This window comes from Sphaerotilus sp. FB-3, from assembly GCF_023706025.1.
GTDB classification, from domain to species: Bacteria; Pseudomonadota; Gammaproteobacteria; order Burkholderiales; family Burkholderiaceae_C; genus Sphaerotilus; species Sphaerotilus sulfidivorans.
Genome location: NZ_BQWE01000001.1, coordinates 1 through 24,709, shown reverse-complemented (window position 1 = coordinate 24,709; position 24,709 = coordinate 1). Strand labels below are relative to the sequence as shown.

Below are 24,709 nucleotides of genomic sequence, written 5' to 3'. Positions count from 1 at the left end.
AATCACTGGTACGACATCCGACCAGTCCGATATCCATCTGAGGAGACAAGCATGTCCAAACTGAATGCCGTTCTTGCTGCCGCCGCGCTTGTCGCGCTGACCCCGCTGGCCCAGGCGGTCGATTTCCGCTCGGCCGACATCCACAACTCCGACGACTATCCCACGGTCGCCGCGGTTCGCCACATGGGCCAGCTGCTCGAGCAGCGCAGCGGTGGCCGCCACAAGATCAAGGTCTTCAACAAGGGGGCGCTGGGCACCGAGAAGGAGACGATCGATCAGCTCAAGATCGGCGCGCTGGAGATTGCGCGCGTCAACATCAGCCCGATGAACGGCATCTGCCAGAAGACGCTGGTGCCCACCATGCCCTTCCTGTTCAGCTCGATCGATCACATGCGCCGCACCCTCGACGGCGCGGTCGGCGAGGAGATCCTGAAGTCCTGCGAGGACCAGGGCTTCGTCGGGCTGGCCTTCTACGACTCGGGCGCGCGCTCGCTCTATGCCAAGAAGCCGATCCGCACGGTCGCCGATGTCAAGGGCATGAAGGTGCGGGTGCAGCAATCGGACCTGTGGGTGGCCCTGGTCGGCGCGATGGGCGGCAACGCCACGCCGATGCCCTTCGGCGAGGTCTACACCGGCCTGAAGACCGGCCTGATCGACGCGGCCGAGAACAACATCCCCTCGTACGACAGCGTCAAGCACTTCGAGTCGGCCAAGTACTACTCGAAGACCGAGCACTCGATGGCGCCCGAGATGCTGCTGATGTCCAAGATCGTCTGGGACAAGCTGCCCAAGGCCGACCAGGACCTGGTGCGTGCTGCAGCCAGGGAATCGGTCGCCTTCCAGCGCCGCAAGTGGGACGAGCAGGAGGCGAAGTCGCTGGCCTCGGTCAAGGCGGGCGGCGCGGAGATCATCGAGGTCGACAAGAAGTCCTTCCAGGCGGTGATGGGGCCGGTCTACGACAAGTTCATGACCACGCCGGACCTCAAGCGCCTGGTCAAGTCGGTCCAGGACGGCAAGTAAGGCGGGGCGCAGGACCATGTACACCAAGTTCTGCGCCGGGCTGTCCCGGCTCAGCCTGATGCTGGCGGTCGCCGGCCTGATCGCCGTGGTGCTGTGCGTGCAGTACCAGGTGATCGGCCGCTACCTCTTCAACGACACGCCAACCTGGGCCGAGGCCCTGTCGATGCTGCTGGTGCTCTTCGTGACCGCGTTCGGCCTGGCGGTGGGCGTGCGCGACGCCGGCCACATCGGGCTTGAATCGATGGTGGCGCTGCTGCCTCCCGCCTGGCGGCATCGCATCGAGCTGCTGATCCACGCGCTGGTCGGCCTGTTCGGCGCGCTGATGGTGCACGGCGGCTGGCGTTGGATGAGCGCCAAATGGGGCGAGAAGAAGCCGATGCTGCCGGTCCCGGACGGCATCGACTACGTGCCGGTGGTGATCGCCGGCGGCCTGATCGTGCTGTTCTCGATCGAACACATCGTCGCCATCCTGCGCGGTGAGGAAGTGGTGCCGGCATGGAATTGACGATTCTCGCGGTGAGCTTCACCGTCCTGCTGCTGCTGGGGGTTCCGGTGGCGTTCGCGATCGGGCTGTCCTCGGTCGCCACGATCCTGGCGGCGGGCCTGCCGGTCGCCATCGTGTTCCAGAAGATGGTCGGCGGGATGCAGGTCTTCAGCTTCCTGGCCATCCCCTTCTTCGTCTTCGCGGGCGAGCTGATGCTCTACGGCGGCATCGCCGAGCGCATCGTCCGGTTCGCCAACAGCCTGGTCGGGCATGTCAAGGGCGGCCTGGGCATGAGCAACGTGCTGGGCTGCACCATCTTCGGCGGGGTCGCGGGCTCGCCGCTGGCAGACGTGTCGGCGATCGGCTCGGTGATGATCCCGCTGATGAAGAAGGACGGCTATGACGCCGACTACGCCGTCAACGTCACCACGCACGCCTCGCTGGTCGGCGCGGTCATGCCCACCTCGCACAACCTGATCATCTACACGCTGGCGACCTCCGGCATCGCGTCGGTGAGCGTGCTGAGCCTGATGCTGGCCGGGCTGGTGCCGGCGATCATCCTGACGCTGTGCAACCTCGCTGCCGCCTACTGGGTGGCGGTCCGGCGCGGCTACCCGGTGCGGCCGGGCGGCTTCGGCGGCTGGCCGGCGGTGCTGACGGCGTTCCTGGCGTCGCTGCCGGGGCTGCTGGTGGTGGTGATCATCCTGGGCGGCATCCTGTCGGGCGCGTTCACCGCGACCGAATCGGCCTCGATCGCGGTGGCCTGGGCGCTGCTGATCACCACGCTGGTCTATCGCTCTCTGACCTGGAAGAACTTCCTCAAGGCCTGTGCCAAGGCCTGCAAGACCACTGGCGTGGTGCTGCTGCTGATCGGCATCTCGGCGGCCTTCGGCTACTTCATGGCGCTGTACGAGGTACCGCAGAAGACCGGTGAGCTGATGAAGTCGATCTCGACGGAGCCGTGGGTGATCTTCCTGATGATCAACCTGCTGCTGTTCATCCTGGGCACCTTCCTGGACATGGCCGCCACCATCCTGATCTGCACGCCGATCTTCCTGCCGATCGCGATGCAGTTCGGCATGGACCCGGTGCAGTTCGGGATCATCATGCTCATCAACTGCGCGCTCGGTCTCAACACCCCGCCGGTGGGCTCGGTGCAGTTCGTCGGCTGTGCCATCGGCGGCATCTCGGTCGGGCAGGTGATGCGCACCATCGGGCCGTTCTACGGCGCACTCGGGGCCTGCCTGCTGCTGGTGACCTATGTGCCGGCCTTCTCGCTGTGGCTGCCCGGCCTCTTCAAGTGAACCTGTCCCAGGAATGCCCTCGATGCTGAGTTCTCCTGTTTCCCCGATCCGCTTCGGCCGGATCCTGCTGACCGGCGCAGCCGGTCACCTTGGCCGTGAGATGCGTCCGCGCCTGAAGGCCTGCTGCGACCGGCTGCGCCTGAGCGACCGCGAGCCGATGGCACCGGCCGCCGACGGCGAGGAGGTGATCGTCGCCGACCTGGCCGACCGCGCGGCGGTGCTTGCGCTGCTCGAGGGCGTCGATGCGGTCGTGCATCTCGGCGGCGTCTCGACCGAGCAGAGCTGGGAGCGCATCGCCGCGGCCAACATCCACGGTGCGGTGAACCTGTACGAGGCGGCGCGCCGGCACGGCGTGCGCCGCATCGTCTTCGCCAGCTCCAACCATGTCACCGGCTTCTACCGCCAGGACCAGGTCATCAGCCCGCGCGACCCGGTGCGGCCGGACGGCTTCTACGGCCTGTCCAAGGCCTTCGGCGAGGATCTGGCCCAGCTCTACTGGGACCGCTTCGGGCTCGAGACGGTCAGCGTGCGCATCGGCTCGGCCTTCGCCGCGCCGAAGGACCGGCGCATGCTCGCCACCTGGATGAGCTTCGACGACACCGAGCGGCTGTTCATGGCCGCGCTCACCGCGCCGGTGGTCGGCCACAGCATCGTCTACGGCCTGAGCGACAACGCCACCGCCTGGTGGGACAACACCCCGGCGCGCCACCTCGGCTACCGGCCGCAGGATTCGTCCGAGGTCTTCCGCGCCGAGGTCGAGGCGCGCCAGCCGGTGCTCGACCGCGAGGATCCGGCCGTGATCCATCAGGGCGGCGCCTTCGTGCGCACCGGCCCCTTCTTCGAGGAGGCCTGAGATGCCGGTTCCCGAGCCGATCGACCGCCTCGGTCCCCTGGCGCTGCGCTGTCCCGACCCGGCGGTCGAGGTGCTGCATCCCGACTTCCTGAAGCTGCGGCTGTTCAGCGCCTCGGTCGAGCGCCTGGCCGGCGGCCTGCGCTGGGCCGAGGGGCCGGTCTGGTTCGGCGACGGCCGCTTCCTGCTGCTGTCGGACATCCCGAACGACCGCATCCTGCGCTGGGACGACTGCTCGGGCCAGCTCAGCGTGTTCCGCCAGCCCTCGAACTACGCCAACGCCCATGCCCGCGATGAGCAAGGGCGGCTCGTCAGCTGCGAGCACCTGACGCGCCGTGTCACCCGCACCGAGCACGACGGCCGCATCACCGTGCTGGCCGATCGCTTCGACGGCGCGCGGCTGAACTCGCCCAACGACATCACCTGCTGCCGGCGCGACGGCGCGGTCTGGTTCACCGACCCGGACTTCGGCATCGGCGGTCACTGGGAGGGCGAGCCGGCCGCGCCGCAGCGCCCGCACGGCGTCTACCGGATCGACGCCGCAGGCCGCCTCGACTGCATGATCGACGACCTGGCCGGACCGAACGGGCTGGCGTTCTCGCCGGACGAGTCGGTGCTCTACCTGATCGAGAGCCGCGCCGCGCCGCACCGCCGCCTCTGGGCCTGGGACCATGCCGCGGACGGCCGGCTGTCGAACCGGCGCCTGATCGTCGATGCCGACGGCCCCGGCGCGCTCGACGGCATGGCGGTCGACGTGGCGGGCCATCTCTGGTGCGGCTTCGGCAGCAACGGCGCGCCGGGCGCCGAGCCGGACGGGCTCGACGGCGTGCGCGTCTTCGCGCCCGACGGCCGCCCGATCGGCCACATCCACCTGCCCGAGCGCTGCGCCAACCTCTGCTTCGGCGGCGCGAAGGGCAACCGGCTGTTCATGGCCGCGAGCCATTCGCTGTACGCGCTGCATGTCAACACCACGGGAGCGGTGCGCTGAGCCGCACCAGCAGCCTGCGGCCTGCACTTTTCTTGTGCATGCGATCGTTCCGGCGGGATCAAAATGAAAAATTCATTGGCCTGAGTCCCGATCCCTGCACATCATCGCTGCCAGTCGTGCAGAAACTGCATAGAAGTCGCACAGAAGTCGTGCAGCGAAGAGCTGGCGGAATTCCGCCGCCGGATGGAGGTCGTGCCCATGACGATCGCGGAGCAGTTCGGTGCGCGCATCTCGCTGTCGCTGCCCGGTCTGGGTCTTTTCCTGATGGTCAGCCGCCGGCCCGGGCGCATCGCGGCCCTGGCCGGGCAGGGCGGGCGCGTGGCGGTGCCGCTCGATCCCTGCCGTGCGCTGGTGATGATGCCGGTGACCCGCTATCTCGGCCTGCGCGGACATCCTGAGCTGAGTTTCATCGGACCGGTCCATCTTGATCAGGACCGGTTTGCCCGGGTGGCTGCGGCCCATGCCGCCCTGCCCTCCTTCCCGGACCGGTCGTCCAGCGCGGCGCCGTCGTCCGTCACCGTCACGTCATCACCCAGGAGTTGAGGAAATGGCTGCAAGCGTGGGACAGGAACTGCTCGATGTACCGCTGCCGGACATGGTGCTGAAGCTGGCACTCGGCATCGCCGAGGCGCAGCGTGCGCTGGACGAGAACTCGGTGGAGACCGCCAAGGCGCTGGCCGACACCACGCTGCCGATGGTGCTCGGCATGACGCAGACCATCGCGCAGGACGGCTCGGTGAGCTACCAGAACTCGCCGCCCGTCAATGTGTCGCTGATCCAGGTCGGCCTGATGCCGACCTTCTACCAGTTCGCCGAAGCGACGATCGAAGTGGCGATGGACATCAAGACCACCACCTCGACCGAGACCAATGTCAAGGTCGGGCTGAAGGCCAAGGTGGGCTTTTCCTGCTGGAGCGCTTCGGTCACCGCCGACGTCTCGCACAACCGCAAGTTCGGCAAGGAAGTGCACGGCACCAGCCGGCTGGTGACGCGTCTGGTGCCGGTGCCGCCGCCGCCGCGCCTGGCCCCGCAGCTCGTGGTCGTCGACAACCGGCCGCAGCAGTGACATGAGCAGCGCCACCCGCGCCTTCCGGCCTGCGCTGCATGCGCCGGAAACAGCGGTCAGCGAGGTCGGCTCGGCCTCGCTGACCGACCTGATCCGCATGATGGCCGAGAGCATCGCCGACGCTCAGGTCGCGCTGGACCGCAGCGCCGCCGAGCTGGTGGCCGAGCTGGCGCAGACCCGCGTGCCGGTCGTGCCGAGCATCACCGAGACGATCGGTGCCGACGGCAGCATCAGCTATGCGACCGCCAAGCCGCAGATGGTGTCGCTGCTGGAGCTCGGGGTGCGGCCGACCTTCTACCAGTTCTCCCAGGCCACCCTCGAGGTCAGCATGGACATGAAGCTGGTCGAGCAGCTCGACGAGCGCGGCCAGCGTCGATCGGGCAGCCTGGGCCTGTTCGCCGACACCGCTTCGGTGCGCTTCGAGCGCAAGCTCCAGCGCGATGTGCAGGTGCGCTCGAAGATCACCGCGACCCTGGTTCCGGTGCCCGCGCCGCTGCGGCTCGACATCCCGCGCCGCACGGTGGGCACGCCGGAATGAGCGCACCGCACCCGACCCGATCCGCACGGGAGATCTGACGATGGCCACCTTCACCAAGCCGGCTGCCGCCGCGACGCTCTCCGAGCTGGCCGACAGCGCCGGGCGCTCGCTGGCCCGCGCGCAGGAGCAGCTGGTGCGTGCCGGCGAGACCGGCGCCGCCTCGATGATGATGTCCGAGGTCACGCTGGAGATCCGCGCCGCATTGACCCCGGGCGCCGGCGAGCTCGGGGTCGAGCCGGTCTCCCTGGCGCGGCTGAGCGCCGGACTGCCCCAGGACGGCCTGTCGACGCTGAAGCTGCGCTTCGTGGCCACCGCGCCGCCTGCCGAGGCGGCTGCGCGCCCGCCCCAGCGCAGCGCCGAAGCGGTGGCCGCCGAATTCCGTGCCCGCGCCGAGACCGCGCGCCTCGACAAGCTGCTCGGGCCGATCCAGGTCCGGGCCGACTACCTTGCCCCGCAGCGCCGCTGGCTGGTGAGCGCGACCGACGCACGCGGTCGCCTGCTGCGCGAGACGCTGGTCGACGACACCGGAGCTGCCTGATGGTCACCGATCTTCGCAAACCGACCACGCTGGCGCAGTTCCGGGCTGCGCTGGCCGAGTCCGACACCGCCCGCCAGCTGCTCGTCAAGGAATGTGACCAGCTGCGCCAGGCCCTGAACGACAGCGAGCAGCGCAACGAGCAGGCCGCCAGGCAGCTGGTGCAGGCCGAGGCGATGCTCGGACAGTTCCGCCTGGCCGCCACCGCCGCGGCCGACCGCGAGCTGACGCTGCGCCGCGAACTCGACCAGCTGGCGCAGCGCCTGGCCGCCAGCCCGTCCGCGCCCGCCGCACTGACCGAGCCCGACGAGATCGCGCGTCTGCAGCAGCAGATCGACGGTCTGGTCGAGGACAACCGCCGGATGGCGCAGGAGCAGGAGCAGTCGGCGCGTGCGCTGTCCGGTGCCGAGGCGATGCTGCAGGAGCAGAAGACGACGCTGGCCAAGGCGGTGGCCGAGGCACTCGAGCGCGGCACGGCCGAGCTGCGCCGGCAGCTGGGCCGACAGGACGAGGAACTGAAGCTCGCACGCGAGCGCCTGGGCGCGCAGGCGGCCCAGCTCAAGGCGACCGGCCGGCTGGAGGTGGTCGCACCGGAGCAGGTCGGCGCGATGATGGACCGCTTCCTGCAGCGCATCGGCCAGGGTCTGCCGGCCTTGCAGCTGGCCGAAGGCGAGCTGAAGCTGAAGCTGGGCGTCGGCAGCCAGGGCCATGTGCCAGGTTTCGTGATCCTGCCGCCGGAGGCCTCGCCCGAGCTGAAGCAGACGCTGCAGGAAATCTCGCTGCGCTTCGACCGGCGCGGCCTGCTCGACACGGATCCGGGTCTCTCCGCAGAGAAATAGCGCCGCAGGAAGGCATGCCGCCCCGGACTGGGCGAAAATCGCAGGCTCCGTTTCCCCGCTCCCGTGCCCTGCGCACGGGGCTGCCCGAAAGAGCTGCCATGCCCGCCTACCGTTCGAAGACCTCCACCGCCGGCCGCAACATGGCCGGAGCCCGTTCCCTGTGGCGTGCCACCGGCATGAAGGATGACGACTTCTCGAAGCCGATCATCGCCGTGGCCAACAGCTTCACCCAGTTCGTGCCGGGTCATGTGCACCTGAAGGATCTGGGCCAGCTGGTCGCGCGCGAGATCGAGGCCGCCGGCGGCGTCGCCAAGGAATTCAACACCATCGCGGTCGACGACGGCATCGCGATGGGCCACGACGGCATGCTGTACTCGCTGCCGAGTCGCGACCTGATCGCCGACTCGGTCGAGTTCATGGTCAACGCCCACTGCGCCGACGCGCTGGTGTGCATCTCCAACTGCGACAAGATCACGCCCGGCATGCTGATGGCCGCGATGCGCCTGAACATCCCGGTCGTCTTCGTCTCCGGTGGCCCGATGGAGGCCGGCAAGGTGCGCCTGGCGGTGCCGGGCACCCAGACCGTGCAGATCAAGAAGCTGGATCTGGTCGACGCCATGGTCATGGCCGTCGACAGCAAGGTGTCGGACGCCGATCTGGCCGAGGTCGAGCGCTCGGCCTGCCCGACCTGCGGCTCCTGCTCGGGCATGTTCACCGCCAACTCGATGAACTGCCTGACCGAGGCGCTGGGCCTGTCCCTGCCGGGCAACGGCACCGTGCTGGCCACGCACGCCGACCGCGAGCAGCTCTTCAAGCACGCCGGCCGTCTGGCGGTCGAGTTGTGCAAGCGCTACTACGAGCAGGACGACAGCAGCGTGCTGCCGCGCTCGATGGGCTTCAAGGCCTTCGAGAACGCGATCACGCTCGACATCGCGATGGGCGGCTCGACCAACACCATCCTCCACCTGCTGGCCATCGCCCAGGAGGCCGGCATCGACTTCACGATGGCCGACATCGACCGCCTGTCGCGTGTCGTGCCGCAGCTGTGCAAGGTCGCGCCCAACACCAACAAGTACCACATCGAGGACGTGCACCGCGCCGGCGGCATCATGGCCATCCTGGGCGAGCTGGACCGCGCCGGCAAGCTGCACACCGACGTGCCGACCATCCACGCCAAGACCATGAAGGACGCGCTGGACCAGTGGGACATCGCCCGCGCGCCGTCTGACGAGGTGAAGACCTTCTACATGGCCGGCCCCGCCGGCATCCCGACGCAGGTCGCGTTCAGCCAGGCCACCCGCTGGCCGAGCCTGGACCTGGACCGTGCCGAGGGCTGCATCCGCTCGAACGAGCATGCCTTCTCGCAGGAAGGCGGCCTGGCGGTGCTGCGTGGCAACATCGCGCTCGACGGCTGCGTGGTCAAGACCGCCGGCGTCGACGAGTCCATCCTGGTGTTCGAGGGCTCGGCCTATGTGACCGAGTCGCAGGACGAGGCGGTGGCCGACATCCTGGCCGACAAGGTCAAGGCCGGCGACGTGGTCATCGTGCGCTACGAAGGCCCGAAGGGCGGCCCGGGCATGCAGGAAATGCTCTATCCCACCAGCTACATCAAGTCCAAGGGCCTGGGCAAGGCCTGCGCGCTGCTGACCGACGGCCGCTTCTCGGGCGGCACCTCGGGCCTGTCGATCGGCCACTGCTCGCCGGAAGCGGCGGCCGGCGGCGCGATCGGCCTGGTGAAGAACGGCGACCGCATCCGCATCGACATCCCGAACCGCTCGATCAATGTGCTGCTCAGCGACGAAGAGCTGGCCGCGCGCCGCGTCGAGCAGGACGCCAAGGGCTGGAAGCCCGCCCAGCCGCGTCCGCGCCAGGTCTCGGCCGCGCTGAAGGCCTATGCGCTGCTGGCCACCAGCGCCGACAAGGGTGCGGTGCGCGACCTCTCCAAGCTGGAAGGCTGAACCACGGCAGCCGGGCACGGCCGGGACACCCGCCCGGCCTGTCTCCTCACAGATCCAGCACCAGCCGCGACGACTTCGCCCGCGAGCGGCAGGGCAGGAACTGGTCGCATGCGGCCTGCTCCTCGGGCGTGAGGTACTGGTCGCGGTGGTCGGGCTCGCCGGAGATCACCCGGGTCAGGCAGGTGCCGCAGACGCCCTCGCCGCAGGAGGTGAGGATCTCGATGCCCTCGGCGCCGAGCGCCTCGACCACCGTCTGGTCGGCGCGCACGCTGATGACGCGGCCGCTGTGCGCCAGCTCCACCTCGAAGGCCTCGTCCTCCTCGACCGGTCCGCCGTCGCCGCCCTCCAGCGCCGGGTCGGCGGCGAAGCGCTCCCAGTGCAGGCGCGACTCCGCCCAGCCCTGGCGGCGCGCCTCGGCCAGCGCCGCGTCGATCAGGCCGGCCGGGCCGCAGACCTGCAGCGCCGTGTCCGGCGGCTGGGCGGCCAGCAGCGCGGGCAGGTCCAGGCGCTGCGCCGGCTCGCCGTCGTCCAGATGGACGACCGCGTCGCCCGCGCCCGGCAGATCGCGCAGGCCGGCGCCGAAGGGCACCCGCGCCGCCGTGCGGCAGGCCAGGTGCAGCGCATACGGCCGCGCGTCCCGCGCCAGCACCGCGGCCATCGACAGCAGCGGCGTCAGCCCGATGCCGCCGGCCAGCAGCAGCACCTTCGGCGCCTGCGCGTCCAGCGGGAAGCGCGCCTTGGGCGGGCCGATCTGCAGCCGCGTCCACGGCAGCAGCAGCTCGTGCACCGCCCGCGAGCCGCCGCGCGACGCAGGCTCGCGCAGCACCGCGATGCGGTAGCGGTCCCGGTCCTGCGGGTCGCCGTAGAGCGAGTACGGCCTGATCATGCCGCCGGGCAGGAAGAGCTCGATGTGCGCGCCCGCCTCGAAGGCGGGCAGCTCGCCGCCCTCGCCGTCGACCAGATCGAGCGCGACGATGTCCTGGGCGATGCGCTCGCGGCGCTCGACGCGCACCCAGCGACGCGCCGGCAGGTTCACCGCGCTGCTCATGCGCGCTCCGCCGCGACCAGGCGATCGATCACGCGCCGGGCCTGCACGCCGCCGGCGTCGATGTTGAGCATCAGCAGGCGCCGCTCGGGATGCTGCTGCAGGTTGAGCTGCTGACGCTCGAGCATCTCGCGGTCCTCGGCGAAGATGCGGCCCTGGCCTTCGCGGATGGACGCGGTCAGCTCGGCGTCCTCGCTGCGGAAGCGCCGCGCCATGCCCCAGAAGTACCAGATCGAGGTCTCGGTCTCGGGCGTGATGAAGTCGGTCACCACCGAGGAGGCCTTGGCCTCGGCCGGCGCATCGAAGCCGCCCTGGCCCGCCAGCGCCACGCCGACATCGATCAGGATCTGGCTCGGCGGCAGGAAGCGGCAGATCTGCCAGCGGTCCACCGGCGCGCTGTCGTCCAGGCCGTTGGCGCGCATCGCCATCTTCCAGAACGGCGGCGCCTGGATGCCGTTCATGAAGCGGCTGGTGACGACCTGGTCGCCGTCGGTGCGGGTGCTGCACGGTGTCTCGTCGATCTCGGGCTGGCCGATGCTGGTGGCGTGCACATAGGTCTCGTGCGTCAGGTCCATCAGGTTGTCGATCATCAGCCGGTAGTCGCAGGCGATGTGATAGAGGCCGCCGCCGTGCGCCCAGCCGGGCTCGTCGACCCAGGGCAGGCGTGGCAGCGGCGTGTTCTCGGCCTGCGCGGCCTCGCCCGGCCAGACCCAGATGTAGCCGCCGTGCTCGCGCACCGCGAAGCGCTTCAGGCAGGGAAATCCGCGCACCCGCTGGCCCGGCATCGCCACCGTGCGGCCGTCGCCGCCCATCTCCAGGCCGTGGTAGCCGCAGACCAGCCGGCCGTCGCAGACCCGGCCCAGTGACAGCGGCGCGCCGCGGTGCGGGCAGAAGTCCTCGACCGCCGCGACCCGGCCGTCGGCCTCGCGCCAGAAGACCAGGGCCTCGCCACAGATGCGGCGTCCCAGCGGCCGGCCCTCGATCTCGTCGGGCGTGGCGGCCACATACCAGGCGTTCTTCGGAAACATCGTGCTGCGCTCCTGATCCTTGTCGATCACTGTGATTCAGTATGCTGAATGATGATCCCGTGCAGGCCCGGAACCGATCGTGGTTTACCCCGACGGCCCTCAGTCGGACGACGGGAATTCCGGCATCGGCTCCTGCACCGGCGCCGCGCTGGCCAGCAGCTTGCGCAGCAGCCGCATCAGCTCCTGCTGCTCGCCGGGCTCGAGCATGTGCATCAGCGTCGCCTGCATCGTCACCATCGACGCGCGCAGGCTGGCCAGCAGCGTCTGGCCCTCGGGCGTCAGATAGAGCGCACGCTGGCGCCGCGCCAGCAGCTCGCGCACGATCCAGCCCTTGCGCTCCAGGCGCACCGCGGTCTCGGCGGTGGTCGAGGTGTCGAGCGCGATCTCGGCCGCCAGCGTCACCTGGTCGATGCCGGGCCGGGCCTCCAGCGCGCGCAGCACCGCGTACTGCACCGGCGTGACATCGCGGCCGAGGTTCTCGTGGAACAGCGCCACCGCGAGCTGATGCGCGCGGCGGATCAGATGGCCGGCCTGGTCGGCCAGCGCGATGTCGTCGGCGGGGCAGTCGGCAGTGCAGTCAACAGGAGGGGCGGAGGTCGGGATCGTCATGGCGGCAGACACTCTAGCCCAGCCTCATCGGCTGCATCCCCGACTTCAGCCGGGCCTGCTCGATCGCGGGCATGCTGCCCTCGATCCAGTCCGCGAGATCCTGCACACGTTCGGCCACCTCGCGGCCCAGCGGCGTCAGGCTGTAGTCGACATGCGGCGGCACCACCGGATGCGCCACGCGCAGCACGATCGCGTCGGCCTCCAGCGCCTGCAGCGTCTGCGCCAGCATCTTCTCGCTGACGCCGCCGATGACGCGGCGCAGGTCGCTGAAGCGGTGCGTGCCGCGGCGCAGCGCCACCAGCACCAGCACGCCCCAGCGGCTGGTCACATGGCGCAGCACCTCGCGCGAGGGGCAGGCCTCGGCGAACAGGTCGCCGCGCAGCAGCGGCTCGTCGCTTGTCGACATCTTCACTTACCTTTTCGTATGTACTTACGGAAAGTAAGCCTGAAAGGCAGCATGGCGTCCATCGATTCCCCTGCCCTGTTTCTGGAGAAGTTCATGATCGTCATCACCGGTGCCACCGGCCAGCTCGGCCGCCTCGTCATCCAGTCGCTGCTCGAGCGCGGCGCCACGCCCGCCTCCCTGGTCGCCGCGGTGCGCCAGCCGGCGCGCGCTGCCGATCTGGCCGCGCTGGGCGTGCAGGTCCCCCAGGCCGACTACGAGCAGCCCGAGACGCTGCAGACCGCCTTCGCCGGCGCCGAGAAGGTGCTGCTGATCTCCTCGAGCGAGCTGGGCCGCCGCGCCGCGCAGCACCGCGCGGTGATCGACGCGGCCCGTGCCGCCGGCGTGGCGCTGCTGGCCTACACCAGCGTGCTGCGCGCCGACACCTCCGAGCTCGGCCTGGCCGGCGAGCATCGCGAGACCGAGGCGATGCTGGCCGCCAGCGGCCTGCCGCATGTGGTGCTGCGCAACGGTTGGTACACCGAGAACTATCTGGCCAGCGTGCCGGCGGCGCTGCAGCATGGCGTGCTGCTGGGCAGCGCGGGCGCGGGCCGCATCGCCTCGGCCGCGCGCGCCGACTATGCGGCGGCCGCTGCCGCGGTGCTGCTGGCCCCGGCGGCCGAGCAGGCCGGCCGGGTGCACGAGCTGGCCGGTGCGCCCGCGTGGACGCTGGCCGAGTTCGCCGCCGAACTCAGTCGCCTGAGCGGCCGCAGCATTCCCTATCAGGACCTGCCGCCGGCCGAATACCAGGGCATCCTGGCCGGCGCCGGCCTGCCGGGACCGCTGGCCGAGCTGCTGGCCGACTCGGACGCCTGCGCCTCGCGCGGCGCGCTCGACGGCAGCCATGCAGCGCTGCAGGCGCTGATCGGCCGTCCGGCCACGCCCTGGACCGCTCAGCTCGCCGCTGCGCTGGCGGCCTGATCGGGTCGGGCCAGCACCTTGCCGGGATTGAGCAGGCCCTGCGGGTCGAGCGCGGCCTTGATGCGCGCCATCAGCCGCAGCTCGTGAGCGCTCTTGTAGCGCGCGACCTCCGCGACCTTGAGCTGGCCGACGCCATGCTCGGCGCTGACCGAGCCGCCCAGCGCATGCACCGCGTCATGCACGCAGGCGTAGATCTCGTCCTGCCGGGCGGCCAGGGCCTCGGCGTCGAAGCCGGGGCCGCTCAGCAGGTTGTAGTGCAGATTGCCGTCGCCCAGATGGCCGAAGGGCATGACGCGCAGACCCGCAAAGCGCTCGGCCAGCCGCGCGCCGGTCTCGCGCATGAACTGCGGAATGCGCGAGATCGGCAGCGCCACATCATGCTTCAGGCTGCGCCCGGCCTGGGCCTGCGCCAGCGTGATGCTCTCGCGCAGGTGCCAGAGCGCCCGCCCGTGCGCCAGACTCTCGGCGATGACCGCGTCCAGCGCCTCGCCCGCCTCCAGCGCCGCGCCGAGCACCGTCTCGAAGCGCTCGCGGCCGTGCTGCTCGCTCTCGGCGTCCGACATCTCCAGCAGCGCGAACCAGGGCGCCTGCGCGCCCTCGCCGGCGAAGGGCAGGCGCTGCTGCCGGAAGGTCGCGGTGACCAGGGCCAGGCAGTCGGCCGACATCAGCTCGAAGCCGGTCAGCGCGGCGCCGAAGCCCGTGCGTGCGCGCGACAGCAGGGCCAGCGCCGACTCGAGGTCCGGCACCGCCAGCATTGCGGTGCAGCGCGCCGCCGGCAGCGGATGCAGCTTCAGCGTCGCCGCGGTGATGATGCCCAGCGTGCCCTCGCTGCCGATGTAGAGATCGCGCAGGTCGTAGCCGGTGTTGTCCTTGCGCAGCGCGCGCAGGCCGTGCCAGACCTCGCCCTCGGCGTCGACCACCTCCAGGCCCAGGCAGAGCTCGCGCATGTTGCCGTAGCGCAGCACCTGGGTGCCGCCGGCGTTGGTCGCCAGATTGCCGCCCACCGTGCAGCTGCCCTCGGCCGCCAGGCTCAAGGGGAAGAGGCGCCCGGCCGCCTGCGCGGCCTGCTGCACCGTCTGCAGCAGGCAGCCGGCCTCGACCGTCATCGAGTCGTTGTCGGTGTCGATCTCGCGGATGCGGTCGAGCCGGGTCAGCAGCAGCACGATCGCGCGGCCGCTGGTGTCGGGCGTGGCACCGCCGCACAGGCCGGTGTTGCCGCCCTGCGGCACGATCGGCACGCCGGCGGCAGCGCAGCAGCGCAGCACCGCAGCCACCTCGGCGGTGCTGCCCGGACGCACCACCGCGCGTGCGGCGCCGCGGAAATGGCCGCGCCAGTCGACCAGAAAGGGCGCGGCCTGCTCGCCGCCCAGCACATGGGCGGCGCCGACCCGGGCGCGCAGGCTCTGCAGGAAATCGTCTTGGCTCATCGGATCGGTCGTGTGCGGTTCATGTGCGGTTCATGGGGGATGAATGTCAGTGGCTGGCGATCAGGCCGCCGTCGACCCGCAGCTGCGAGCCGGTGATGTAGGACGCGCCGGCGCTGGCAAGGAAGGCCACCGCGTGGGCGAACTCGGCCGGCGTGCCGGTGCGTCCGGCCGGAATCGTGGCGCGGCTGGCCGCCTCGACCTCGGCCAGCGTGCGGCCCTCGCGCTGCGCCTTCGCGCCATCGAGCACCGTCAGCCGCGGCGTGGCGATGCGCCCGGGAATGACGATGTTGACCGTCACGCCCTCGGCGGCGACCTCGCGCGCCAGCGTCTTCGACCAGCCCACCAGCGCCATGCGCAGCGCGTTCGACAGCGCCAGATTCGGGATCGGCGCCACCGTGCCGGACGAGGTGCTGGTGATGATGCGGCCCCAGCCGCGCGCGCGCATGCCCGGCAGCACGCCGGCGCTGATCGCCATCACCGAGGCCACCATCGCACGGAACTGCGCCTCGAGCTGCGCGGCGTCGAAATGGCTCGCCGGCGTCGGTGGCGGCCCGCCGGTGTTGTTGAACAGGATGTCGATCGGGCCGGCTTCGGCCTCGATCGCGGCCAGATGGCCGGGCACCGCGTCCAGATCGCCGAGATCCCAGACGCGCGCGGTGGCGGTGGCGCCGATCGCCTGCAGCCGCGCGAGCGTGGCCTGCAGCGGGCCGGCGCTGCGCCCGGCCGCGACGATGCGCACGCCCTCGCGCGCCAGCGCCTCGCAGACTGCCGAGCCCAGGCCGCCGCCTGCGCCGAGAACGAGCGCGGTGCGCCCGGAAATGCCGTAGTCCATGGTGTTGTGCGGGCGTCGATGCGCCGTTCGGGTCTCAGGTCGTGCTCAGTCCGACATGATGCCGCCGTCATGCACCAGCCGCTGCCAGCGGGTGATCTCCCGGGCCAGCAGCTGCGCATGGGCTTCGGCGCCGGCCGGTGGCAGGGTCAGGCCCTCGGCCTGCATCGTACGCTGCATCTCGGCCGAGGCCATCACCCGGCGCAGCGCTGCCTCCAGCCGCTCGACCACCGGCGCCGGCGTGCCGCGCGCCACCATCAGGCCGGACCAGCTCAGCACCTCGAAGCCGGGCAGGCCGCTCTCGGCCAGCGTCGGCACTTCGGGCAGCAGCGGGTGGCGCCGTGCGCTGCTGACCGCCAGCGCGCGCACCCGGCCGGCGCGCAGATCGGCCAGCGCGCTGTCGAGATTGACGAACAGCAGGCCGACCCGGCCGTCGACCAGATCCTGCAGCAGCCGTCCGCCGCCCCGGTAGGGCTGGCCGGCCAGCGGCAGCGCGCTGCATCCGGGCTGGGTCATCGGGCAGCGGGCCGCCTCGCGGCGCAGCAGCTCCATCGCCATGTGGCCGGACGAGGCCGGGGTGTAGGCGTACTGGATCGGGTCGGGCCGACGGCGCGCCTCGGCGATCAGGTCCTCGAGCCGGCGCAGCGGCGAGTCGGCCCGCACCAGCAGCACGTTGGCGCCGACATGCAGCAGTCCCAGCGCGATCAGGTCCCGGCGCGAGTCGTAGTCCGGTGGTGCAGGCAAGGCATGCGCGATCGCGTTCTGGCCGATGCCGCCGAGGATCAGGGTGTAGCCGTCGGCCGGCTGGCGCAGGGCCTGCGCCACGCCGACACTGCCACCTCCGCCGCCGATGTTGTCGACCAGGATGCGCTGGCCGATCTCGCGGCCGAGCAGATCGGCCGCGCGCCGGCCGATGCGGTCGCTGGTGCCGCCGACCGGAAAGGGCACCACCAGGCGCAGCGGCTCGCGCTCCGGCCAGACCGCCTCGCCGTCCTGGGGCTGCGCATGGACTGCCACCGTCGCCAGGGGCGACAGCATCAACAGTACATGCAGGTTCAGACAGCCACTCAGACAGGCACGACGGCGCACGGACAGCTCCGGCAGATGGGGCTGTCGATGCTAGCCGGAACCCGGAAGTATCAGATCGACCGTCCGGGGGACGCTTCAGTCTTTTCTGTCTTCAGACCGCCTCCGGCAGGCCGCTGCGCAGCGAGCGGGTGATCGCCAGGCCGATGCGGGTGGCCTCCAGCGCGTCCGACAGCGTCAGCGTCAGTGCCCTTTCTCCGCGGCAGGCGGCCACGAAGTCGACCATCTCCAGCGCGAAGGCCTCGCGGAAGCGCTCGAAGAAGTCGGGCAGCACCTCGTGGTGCACGCCCGCGGCGCTGCGGCGCTCGATGCGGTCGCGCGCCGCGCCGAAGCCGACCTGCAGCGTGCCCTCGGTGCCGATCACCTCGGTGGTGGTCTCGTGGCCGTGCGGCAGCGTGCGGCTGGCGTAGAAGACCGCGCGGGCGCCGCCCTCGAACTCGACGATGGCTAGGCCGTTGTCGACGTCGCCGCAGTCGGCCAGACCCGGGTGCAGCGCGATGGTGCCGCTGGCGAAGGCCCGCAGCGCCTTCGGCCGGCCCAGCATCCAGCGTGCCAGGTCGATGTCATGGACGCTGCAGTCCATGAAGATGCCGCCCGAGGTCGGCGCGAAGCGCACGAAGAAGCCCTGCGGATCGTTGCGGTCGCAGGTCTGCGAGCGCACCAGGAAGGGACGACCGATGCGGCCCGCCTCGATGTCCTCGGCGGCGCGGCGGTAGCTGGGGTCGAAGCGGCGCACGAAGCCGACCATCGCGACCTGCTGCGGATGCTCGGCCGCGACCGCCAGCACCCGCTCGCAGTCCTCGACGTTGAGAGCCAGCGGCTTCTCGACGAAGACATGCTTGCCGGCGCGCAAGGCGGCGATGGTCTGGTCGGCGTGCAGCGAGGTGGGCGTGACCAGCACCACCGCGTCGATGGCCGCGTCGTCGACGAAGGCCTCGAAGTCGGCGTGCAGATGCTCGGGCGCGATGCCGAACTCGGCGGCGGCCAGCTCCAGCTCGGCGGCGACCGGGCTGCAGGCCGCGACCAGCTCGACATGGCGGGTCGAGAAGGCCAGCGCCTCGGCGTGGCGGCGGCCCAGCCGGCCCAGGCCGGCGATGCCGACGCGCAGCTTGGCTGCGGATGCGGAGGTGCTCATCGGTGTGCTTTCCGGTGTACGGCCTTGGGGATCAGAGCTTGACCGGCTGGCCGCTGGCGGCGCTCTCGGCGGCGGCGTCGGCCAGGATCTGCGCCTTCACGCCGTCATGCACCGTGGTGCGGAAGGCGGCGCCGGTCTGCAGGCACTCGAAGAAGTGCTCGATCTCCAGGCGGTAGGCGGCGGCGTAGCGCTGCAGGAAGAAGGCTTCCGGCTTGTCGGCCCGGATGCCGCTGGCGTCCCACTGGCGCACTTCGCTCGGGGCGTGGTTGCCGGCCTGCAGCATGCCGTCGGACCCCAGCACCTCGAAGCGCTGGTCGTAGCCGTAGGCGGCGCGGCGCGTCGTGTTGATCTGGCACAGGCGGCCCTGCCGGGTGCGGATCGTCACCGCGGTCGAGTCGAAGTCGCCGGCCTCGCCGACGGCCGGATCGGTCAGCACCGAGCCGGTGGCGCTCAGCCACTCGGCCTCGTCGCCGTCGCCACAGAGAATCCAGCGGAACACGTCGAAGTCGTGGATCAGCATGTCGCGGAAGATGCCGCCCGAGCCCTTGATGTATTCGACCGGCGGCGCACCGGGGTCGCGGCTGGTGATGACCAGCATCTCGGGGTTGCCGATCTCGCCGGCGTCGATGCGACGGCGCACCTCGTTGAAGGTCGGGTCGAAGCGGCGCTGGAAGCCGATCATGCAGGCGACACCGGCGGCGCGCACCTTCTCGCCGCACTCGACGGCGCGCGGCACCGACAGGTCGACCGGCTTCTCGCAGAAGATGTGCTTGCCGGCGGCGGCCGCGCGGGTGATCAGGTCGGAGTGGGTGCTGGTGGGCGAGCCGATGACGACCGCATCGATCGAGGGATCGAGCAGCGCGTCGTCCATCGTGGCGACCTGCGCGCCGAGCTGCTGCGCGAGCTGCGCGGCGCTGTCGCCGAACGGGTCGCAGACGTACTTGAGGCTGACGCCGGGCAGACGGGCGAGGTTGCCGGCGTGAATGCGGCCGATGCGGCCGGCGCCGAAGACGGCGACGTTCTTCATGGATGGATCTCCGGGGGCGGAACGGGGTGGGGCAAGGCGGGTCGCCGTGGCAGATGGCTCGGGGCCGCGTGCGTTGCGGGTGACTATAGCGGCCAATCCTCAATAATGAAAATGAATTTTCATTGATGTTTTCCATTGGAAAAGTGTTTCGTGGAGCCGATGACCCTTCAATGACCATTTCAGGTCAATGCAGGCGGCCCGCAGGGGGATTGCGGCTTCTAGAGTCCGATCCGCCCCCAACGCAAGGAGACTGTCCATGAGTACCCCGATCCACTTCGCCATCAACCGCATCAGCGCCCCGCGTCTGGGCTTTGCCGAGTTCGCCGCGATGTCGCGCCGCCTGGGCGTGAGCGCCATCGAGATCCGCAACGACCTGCCGGGCGTCGAGCTGCGCGACGGCATGCCCGCCAGCGATGTCGGTGCCATCGCCCAGGCGCACGGCCTGACGATCCGCTCGATCAACGCGCTCTACCCCTTCGACGTCTTCAACGCCGAGCGCGCCGCCCAGGCCACCGAGCTGGCTCGCTACGCCCAGGCCTGCGGCGCCGAGGCGCTGGTGATGTGCCCGCTCAACAGCCTGGAGGACCGCCGCAGCACCGAGGAGCGCTACGCCGATCTGGTCGCCGCGCTGCGCGGCCTGCGCCCGATCCTGCAGGCGCACGGCCTGGTCGGCCTGGTCGAGCCGCTGGGCTTCGAGGAATGCTCGCTGCGCCACAAGTCGGTGGCGGTGCGCGCCATCGAGGAAGTCGGCCATGACGGCACCTTCCTGCTGGTGCATGACACCTTCCACCACCACCTGGCCGGCGAGAACGCCTTCTATCCCGAGTACACCGGTCTGGTGCATGTCTCCGGCGTCGAGGACGCGGGCCTGGGCGTGAACCAGATGCGCGACGGCCACCGCGTGCTGGTCGGCCAGGATGACCGCCTGGGCAACCTGCCGCAGCTGCGCCGCCTGCTCGACCTGGGCTACACCGGCTTCGTCTCCTTCGAGCCCTTCGCCGAGTCGGTCGCCGCCGCCACCGACATCGAGGCCCAGCTGGCCGCCAGCATGGCGCACCTGCGCGATGGCGTCGCCTCGCTTGCCACCACGGCCTGAGTCGTGGCATGAAGGCGGGATGAGCGTGTCCCTCCTCTCTCCCGCCCCGGCGGCGCCGCGACGCAAGCGCAGCGCACGCTTCATCGAGATCGCCGCCGTCGCCGGCGTCAGCGAAACCACCGTCAACCGGGTGCTCAACGAGCGCGGCAGCGTCTCGCCCGAGACCCGCGCGCGGGTGATCGCCGCGGCGCGCCAGCTCGGCGTGCCGCGGGTGCTGCCCGATCCGCGCCACGGCCTGACCCGCTTCGACGTGGTGATGGCGCGCAGCACCACGCCCTATGTGCACCGGCTGGACCTGGCGCTGCAGCGCATCCAGCAGATGCTCGACCCGCGCATCCTGATCCACCGCCACATCGTCGACGGCGACGACGAGCGCCGGGTGCTGGAACTGCTGGCCGGCAGTGTGCACCGGCGCGACGGCCTGATCGTGGCGCTGCGCGACAGCCCGGCGGTGCGCACGGCGCTGCAGCAGCAGCTCGCGCGCGGCGTGCCGGTGGTGGCGTTGATGAGCGGCATCGGCGCGCTCGAGGGCGTGCGCTATGCCGGCATCGACAATGTCGCAGCCGGGCGCACCGCCGGGCATTTCCTGGCCCGGCTGGCGCGGCGCCTGCCCGGGCGGGTGCTGATCCTGACTAACCGGCTGGATTTCCGCGCCCATGCCGAGCGGGTGCGCGGCTGCCAGCAGGCGCTGGCCGAGCGCCAGCCGCAGCTGCAGGCGCTGGCGCCGGTGGCGTGCGGCGACGATCCCGCGCTGGCGCGCATCGCGCTGGAGGCGGCGCTGCAGGACGCGCGCCGCGACGGCGTGCCGCTGGTCGGGCTCTATCACAGCGGCGCCGGCTCCGACGGGCTGGCGCGGGTGCTGCGCCAGCTCACCCCCCCGGAGCGCCCGGTCTGGATCGGCCACGAGCTCAGCGACGAGCACCGCCCGCTGCTGCGCCTGGGGCTGATGGATCTGGTGATCGACCAGGACCCGGACGGCCAGGTCGCCGCCAGCCTGCACCATCTGCTGCACGCCACCGGCCATGTCGAGCAGCCGGGGCCCGGCGCGCCCAACGAGTTCCGCCTGTTCGGCCCGGAGAACCTGCCCGGCGAGGGCTCCTACCTGGACGCGCCGCTGAAGGCGCCGGTCGAGCGGCTCAGGCGCTGACGCCCGGCGCCGTCGTCGGCCGGTAGGACAGCTCCAGCCGGAAGGCCAGCGCGACGAACAGGCTCTGCGCCAGGCCCATCGTCGCGGTCAGCGATCGGAAGCCGAAGGTCGCGCTGTCCTGCACCAGCAGTGTCGCGGCGGCCTCGCGCGCCAGCGGGCTCATGCGGCTGTCGGTGATCGCGATCAGCCGCGCGCCGCGCTCGACCGCCTGCTGCGCCACCTGCATCGTCTCTTCGGCGTAGGGCGCGTAGGAGATCGCGATCATCACGTCGCCCGGGCGCACCGAGCGCATCTGGCCCTCGTGCATGCTGCCCAGTGCGGTGACCAGGCCGATGCGCTTGTCGGTGTGCTGCAGCGCGTAGTCGAGATAGACCGCCGCCGGGAAGGAGCGTCGCGAGCCCGCGATCCAGATCGCGTCGGCCTGCACCATCAGGTCGATCGCGCGCGAGAAGGCCTCCTCGTCGAGCGACTGCTGCAGCTCCTGCATGCCGGCGATGCTGCCGCGCAGGAACTCGTGCGCGATCTCCGCCTCGCTCAGGCTGCCCGAGCCGGACTCGATGACGTCGCGCAGCCGGCGGCTGTAGTTGCGGCTCGGCGCGATCTGCTCCGACAGGCCCTGGCGGAAGAGCCGCTGCATCTCGGTGAAGCCGCTGAAGCCGAAGTGCTTGGCGAAGCGCACCACCGCCGAGGGCTGCACCCCGCACTGCGCCGCCACGTCCTGGATGCCTTCGAGCCCCAGGTGGTCGCGGTGCGCCTCGACATGGCGGGCGATCAGCTTGAGCTGGCGGCTGAGGTTCTCGTACTCGGCGGTGATGCGGTGCAGGAAGGCGGCCACGTCGGTCGGCATCGGGGGCGTGGAGGTCATCGTCGGTGTCGGGGCGGAAGTGGGACGGGGCATGGCCTGGCCATCGTGCGGGATTCTCGCCGAGTCAGGAACAAGGATTTCCCGCGTATCGCCATTATGGAAACGGTTTTCGACATCAGGCCGATCCCGGAGCGAGCATGCCCGCCGCAGCTGACGTCAGGCTGCACGCGCCGGCGCGCTCAGCAGCCCGCGCAGCATGTCCACATGGGCCTGCCGCGCCTGCGCGAGCGCCTGCGGCGCCTGCTCGCCCAGCACCAGCTGGGCCGTCAGCAGGTGCACCGCCGGCGCGATCGCCAGCCAGGGCTCGCGGCCGAGCAGGTGATCCGGACCGGCCAGGCTGGCCAGCAGCTCGCCCAGCAGCTCCAGCCAGGGCCGCACCAGCGCCTGGTGCCACTGCGCCACCCGCTGCGGCACCCGCTCGCGCTCGGCCACCAGCAGGCGCAGCACCGCGACAACCGACGGCCGCATCAGCTGCCGGTGCAGCTCGTCGACCAGTGCCTCGGCGAGCCGGTCGGCCTCGCCCGACTCGCCGCGCTGCGCCAGCGCGTGCAGCGGCGCCAGGTCCGGCGGCACGAGCTCGCGCTGCATCAGCGCGTCGAACAGCGCCTCCTTTGCGCCGAAATGCGCGTAGAGCCCACCCTTGGACAGGCCGCAGCGCGCGGCGATGTCGTCCATGCGTGCGGCAGCGAAGCCGCAGCGGGTGAACTCCGCCAGCGCGGCGTCGAGGATCTGCGGAATGCGCTCGTCCGGGCTGAGCCGCTGCCGGGTGCGCACTTTCTCCAGGGTCGTCAAGTCCGTCTCCATGTCGTGTCTCGGCGAGTCGTGCCGCCTGTCGGGCGACACTACATACCGACTGGTCAGTCGGTATGTTGCGCTGCATCAAGGCTGTCCACCGCCGGGTGAGCCGATGATGCTCGCATCGCAGGCCCCCGTGACGCTCGACGCATGACCCTGATCCCTTTTCCCCGCCTCGCACCGGCCGCCGGGCTGGCGATGCTGCTGGCCGGCTGCACCTCGCTGGCGCCGCCGCCCGCGACGCCGGATCCGGCCCTGCCGGCGCATTTCGACGCGGCGCCCTCCGAGCCGGCCGGCCCCGCGGTCGGCGACGACTGGCAGGCCTTCTTCACCGATGCCCGGCTGCAGGCGCGCATCCGCCAGGCGCTGGCCTTCAACCGCGACCTGCGCGGCGCGATGCTGCAGGTCGCCGAGGCCCGCGCGGCCTACGGCATCCGCCGCGGCGAGCCGCTGCCGGCCGTCGGCCTCGGGGCCGGCGGCATGCGCGAGCGCGTGCCGGCCGACCTGAGCCTGACCCGGCACACCAGCTACGGCACGCAGTACCAGGCCGGCCTGGGCATCGCGAGCTGGGAGCTTGACTTCTGGGGCCGCGTGGCCAGCCTCGAGGAGGCGGCGCTGCAGCAGTACTTCGCCAGCGTCGAGGTCCGGCAGGCCGCGACGCTGTCGCTGATCGCGCAGGTGGCGCAGACGCACCTGCTGCTGCAGGAGCTCGACGAGCGCCTGCGGCTGGCGCGGCGCACCGTCGCCAGCCGCGCCGAGAGCCGGCGCATCGTCGCGCGCCGGGTCGAGGTCGGTGCGGCCTCGCGGCTGAGCCTGACCCAGGTCGACACGCTGCTGAACCAGGCCGAGGTGCTCGCCGCCCAGCTCGAGCAGGCGCGCGCGCAGCAGGCGCACGCGATGCGGCTGCTGACCGGCGAGACCGAGCCGGCCGCCAGCGACACGCCCGAGGCGCCGCTGCAGCTCGGGTCCGCGCCGCGTGCCGGGCTGCCCTCGGAGCTGCTGCTGCGCCGGCCGGACCTGCTCGCGGCCGAGCACCGCCTGCGCGCGGCGCAGGCCCAGATCGGCGCGGCGCGCGCGGCCTTCTTCCCGAGCATCTCGCTGACGGCGCTGGCCGGCACCGCCAGCACCGACCTGTCGCGTCTGCTCGGCGCCAGCGCCGGCGGCTGGGCCTTCATGCCCTCGCTGACGCTGCCGCTGTTCGACGGCCAGCGCCGGCGCAACAGCCTGACGCTGGCCGAGGCCCGCCGCGACGAGGCGGTCGCCGCCTACGAGAAGGCGGTGCAGAACGCCTTCCGCGAGGTCAGCGACGCGCTGTCGACGCGGCACTGGCTGGGCGAGCAGCTCGCGCTGGCGCGCGACGCGGTGCGCATCCAGCGCGAGCGCACCCGGCTGTCGGAGCGGCGGCTCGACGTCGGCGCGACCACCTCGCTCGAGCTGCTCGACGCGCAGCGCGACCTGCTCGCCGCCGAGCAGCAGGAGGTGCAGCTGCGCCGCGCGCTGGCCTCCAGCGAGGTGGCGCTGTACGCCGCGCTCGGCGGCGGCGTGCCCCGCCAGGACACCGCCAGCCCCGCCGCCCCCCGAGATTCCCGAGGAGAATGACCGTGTCGAACACGAACAGGACGATCGTGCGCGCCGTCGCGGCGCTGCTGGCCGCCGGCACGCTGGCCGGCGGCGG

The 24,709-nt window shown here is 71.2% G+C and carries 26 protein-coding genes; 15 read left to right on the top strand and 11 right to left on the bottom strand.

Annotated features, from left to right (window positions below; all coding sequences use genetic code 11):
- Nucleotides 1-51: 51 nt before the first annotated feature.
- The 11 genes from NFT33_RS00130 (at nt 52) to ilvD (ending at nt 9,582) form a co-directional block, all read left to right on the top strand.
- On the top strand, nt 52-1,020 hold the full coding sequence (locus tag NFT33_RS00130; RefSeq protein ID WP_251672471.1) for a TRAP transporter substrate-binding protein: 969 nt from the start codon (nt 52-54) through the stop codon (nt 1,018-1,020).
- A gap of 16 nt (nt 1,021-1,036) precedes the next feature.
- Nucleotides 1,037-1,525: a TRAP transporter small permease gene (locus NFT33_RS00125; RefSeq protein ID WP_251672470.1), complete on the top strand. Its 489-nt coding sequence runs from the start codon at nt 1,037-1,039 to the stop codon at nt 1,523-1,525.
- Nucleotides 1,516-2,808, top strand: a complete 1,293-nt coding sequence (locus NFT33_RS00120) for a TRAP transporter large permease (protein ID WP_251672469.1) — start codon at nt 1,516-1,518, stop codon at nt 2,806-2,808. The genes NFT33_RS00125 and NFT33_RS00120 overlap by 10 nt, the downstream gene beginning before the upstream one ends.
- Before the next feature lie 22 nt (nt 2,809-2,830).
- Complete coding sequence (locus tag NFT33_RS00115; RefSeq protein WP_376744107.1) at nt 2,831-3,661, top strand: NAD-dependent epimerase/dehydratase family protein; 831 nt, start codon at nt 2,831-2,833, stop codon at nt 3,659-3,661.
- 1 nt (nt 3,662) lies between these two features.
- Nucleotides 3,663-4,646, top strand: a complete 984-nt coding sequence (locus NFT33_RS00110) for an SMP-30/gluconolactonase/LRE family protein (protein WP_251672467.1) — start codon at nt 3,663-3,665, stop codon at nt 4,644-4,646.
- Nucleotides 4,647-4,844: 198 nt separating this feature from the next.
- A complete protein-coding gene (locus NFT33_RS00105) occupies nt 4,845-5,189 on the top strand; it encodes a hypothetical protein (protein ID WP_251672466.1) in 345 nt (114 codons plus the stop codon).
- Between the two features lie 4 nt (nt 5,190-5,193).
- Entirely contained in the window at nt 5,194-5,712 is a 519-nt protein-coding gene (locus NFT33_RS00100; RefSeq protein ID WP_219340996.1) for a hypothetical protein, read from the top strand.
- A gap of 1 nt (nt 5,713) precedes the next feature.
- Nucleotides 5,714-6,250, top strand: coding sequence for a hypothetical protein (locus tag NFT33_RS00095; RefSeq protein ID WP_251672465.1), 537 nt, complete (start codon nt 5,714-5,716; stop codon nt 6,248-6,250).
- Nucleotides 6,251-6,290: 40 nt separating this feature from the next.
- Nucleotides 6,291-6,788 (top strand): hypothetical protein, encoded by a 498-nt coding sequence (locus tag NFT33_RS00090; protein ID WP_251672464.1) that lies wholly within the window; start codon nt 6,291-6,293, stop codon nt 6,786-6,788.
- On the top strand, nt 6,788-7,624 hold the full coding sequence (locus tag NFT33_RS00085) for a hypothetical protein (RefSeq protein WP_251672463.1): 837 nt from the start codon (nt 6,788-6,790) through the stop codon (nt 7,622-7,624). Before NFT33_RS00090 ends, NFT33_RS00085 begins: the two co-directional genes overlap by 1 nt.
- Before the next feature lie 98 nt (nt 7,625-7,722).
- A complete protein-coding gene (gene ilvD / locus NFT33_RS00080) occupies nt 7,723-9,582 on the top strand; it encodes a dihydroxy-acid dehydratase (RefSeq protein WP_251672462.1) in 1,860 nt (619 codons plus the stop codon).
- Between the two features lie 46 nt (nt 9,583-9,628).
- On the opposite strand, the gene NFT33_RS00075 is transcribed toward ilvD, so the two are convergent.
- The 4 genes from NFT33_RS00075 to NFT33_RS00060 all read right to left on the bottom strand — a co-directional run bounded on the left by NFT33_RS00075 (nt 9,629) and on the right by NFT33_RS00060 (nt 12,670).
- Entirely contained in the window at nt 9,629-10,630 is a 1,002-nt protein-coding gene (locus NFT33_RS00075; RefSeq protein ID WP_251672461.1) for a PDR/VanB family oxidoreductase, read from the bottom strand.
- Entirely contained in the window at nt 10,627-11,655 is a 1,029-nt protein-coding gene (locus tag NFT33_RS00070; protein ID WP_251672460.1) for an aromatic ring-hydroxylating oxygenase subunit alpha, read from the bottom strand. Before NFT33_RS00070 ends, NFT33_RS00075 begins: the two co-directional genes overlap by 4 nt.
- Nucleotides 11,656-11,754: 99 nt before the next feature.
- The gene (locus tag NFT33_RS00065) at nt 11,755-12,264 is read right to left on the bottom strand and encodes a MarR family winged helix-turn-helix transcriptional regulator (RefSeq protein ID WP_251672459.1); all 510 of its coding nucleotides are present in this window, start codon (nt 12,262-12,264) and stop codon (nt 11,755-11,757) included.
- A 13-nt stretch (nt 12,265-12,277) separates the two neighbouring features.
- A complete protein-coding gene (locus tag NFT33_RS00060; protein ID WP_251672506.1) occupies nt 12,278-12,670 on the bottom strand; it encodes a winged helix-turn-helix transcriptional regulator in 393 nt (130 codons plus the stop codon).
- Nucleotides 12,671-12,763: 93 nt separating this feature from the next.
- On the opposite strand from NFT33_RS00060, the gene NFT33_RS00055 reads away from it, so the two are divergent.
- A complete protein-coding gene (locus tag NFT33_RS00055; protein ID WP_251672505.1) occupies nt 12,764-13,627 on the top strand; it encodes an SDR family oxidoreductase in 864 nt (287 codons plus the stop codon).
- Here NFT33_RS00055 and NFT33_RS00050 read toward each other — a convergent pair.
- From NFT33_RS00050 to iolG, 5 genes are all read right to left on the bottom strand, one after another.
- On the bottom strand, nt 13,600-15,054 hold the full coding sequence (locus NFT33_RS00050; RefSeq protein WP_251672458.1) for an FAD-binding oxidoreductase: 1,455 nt from the start codon (nt 15,052-15,054) through the stop codon (nt 13,600-13,602). The genes NFT33_RS00055 and NFT33_RS00050 overlap by 28 nt on opposite strands.
- 46 nt (nt 15,055-15,100) lie before the next feature.
- Nucleotides 15,101-15,886: an SDR family oxidoreductase gene (locus tag NFT33_RS00045; RefSeq protein ID WP_251672457.1), complete on the bottom strand. Its 786-nt coding sequence runs from the start codon at nt 15,884-15,886 to the stop codon at nt 15,101-15,103.
- 45 nt (nt 15,887-15,931) lie between these two features.
- Nucleotides 15,932-16,921, bottom strand: coding sequence for a Bug family tripartite tricarboxylate transporter substrate binding protein (locus tag NFT33_RS00040; RefSeq protein ID WP_251672456.1), 990 nt, complete (start codon nt 16,919-16,921; stop codon nt 15,932-15,934).
- 142 nt (nt 16,922-17,063) lie between these two features.
- Complete coding sequence (locus tag NFT33_RS00035) at nt 17,064-18,104, bottom strand: Gfo/Idh/MocA family oxidoreductase (RefSeq protein WP_251672455.1); 1,041 nt, start codon at nt 18,102-18,104, stop codon at nt 17,064-17,066.
- 31 nt (nt 18,105-18,135) lie between these two features.
- On the bottom strand, nt 18,136-19,131 hold the full coding sequence (gene iolG, locus NFT33_RS00030) for an inositol 2-dehydrogenase (protein WP_220786652.1): 996 nt from the start codon (nt 19,129-19,131) through the stop codon (nt 18,136-18,138).
- A 256-nt stretch (nt 19,132-19,387) separates the two neighbouring features.
- Between iolG and NFT33_RS00025 the strand changes: the two genes are divergently transcribed.
- Both NFT33_RS00025 and NFT33_RS00020 read left to right on the top strand, forming a co-directional pair.
- Nucleotides 19,388-20,227, top strand: coding sequence for a TIM barrel protein (locus tag NFT33_RS00025; RefSeq protein ID WP_251672454.1), 840 nt, complete (start codon nt 19,388-19,390; stop codon nt 20,225-20,227).
- A 19-nt stretch (nt 20,228-20,246) separates the two neighbouring features.
- Nucleotides 20,247-21,374, top strand: a complete 1,128-nt coding sequence (locus NFT33_RS00020) for a LacI family DNA-binding transcriptional regulator (protein ID WP_251672453.1) — start codon at nt 20,247-20,249, stop codon at nt 21,372-21,374.
- Here the strand turns inward: NFT33_RS00020 and NFT33_RS00015 are convergent.
- Both NFT33_RS00015 and NFT33_RS00010 read right to left on the bottom strand, forming a co-directional pair.
- Nucleotides 21,364-22,239 carry a MurR/RpiR family transcriptional regulator gene (locus tag NFT33_RS00015; RefSeq protein ID WP_251672452.1) on the bottom strand — a complete coding sequence of 292 codons (876 nt, stop codon included), beginning with the start codon at nt 22,237-22,239 and terminating at the stop codon, nt 21,364-21,366. The two genes, NFT33_RS00020 and NFT33_RS00015, sit on opposite strands and share 11 nt — an antisense overlap.
- 156 nt (nt 22,240-22,395) lie before the next feature.
- The gene (locus NFT33_RS00010; protein ID WP_251672451.1) at nt 22,396-23,031 is read right to left on the bottom strand and encodes a TetR/AcrR family transcriptional regulator; all 636 of its coding nucleotides are present in this window, start codon (nt 23,029-23,031) and stop codon (nt 22,396-22,398) included.
- Nucleotides 23,032-23,184: 153 nt separating this feature from the next.
- Between NFT33_RS00010 and NFT33_RS00005 the strand changes: the two genes are divergently transcribed.
- Nucleotides 23,185-24,633 (top strand): efflux transporter outer membrane subunit, encoded by a 1,449-nt coding sequence (locus NFT33_RS00005; RefSeq protein ID WP_251672450.1) that lies wholly within the window; start codon nt 23,185-23,187, stop codon nt 24,631-24,633.
- Nucleotides 24,634-24,709 lie beyond the last annotated feature (76 nt).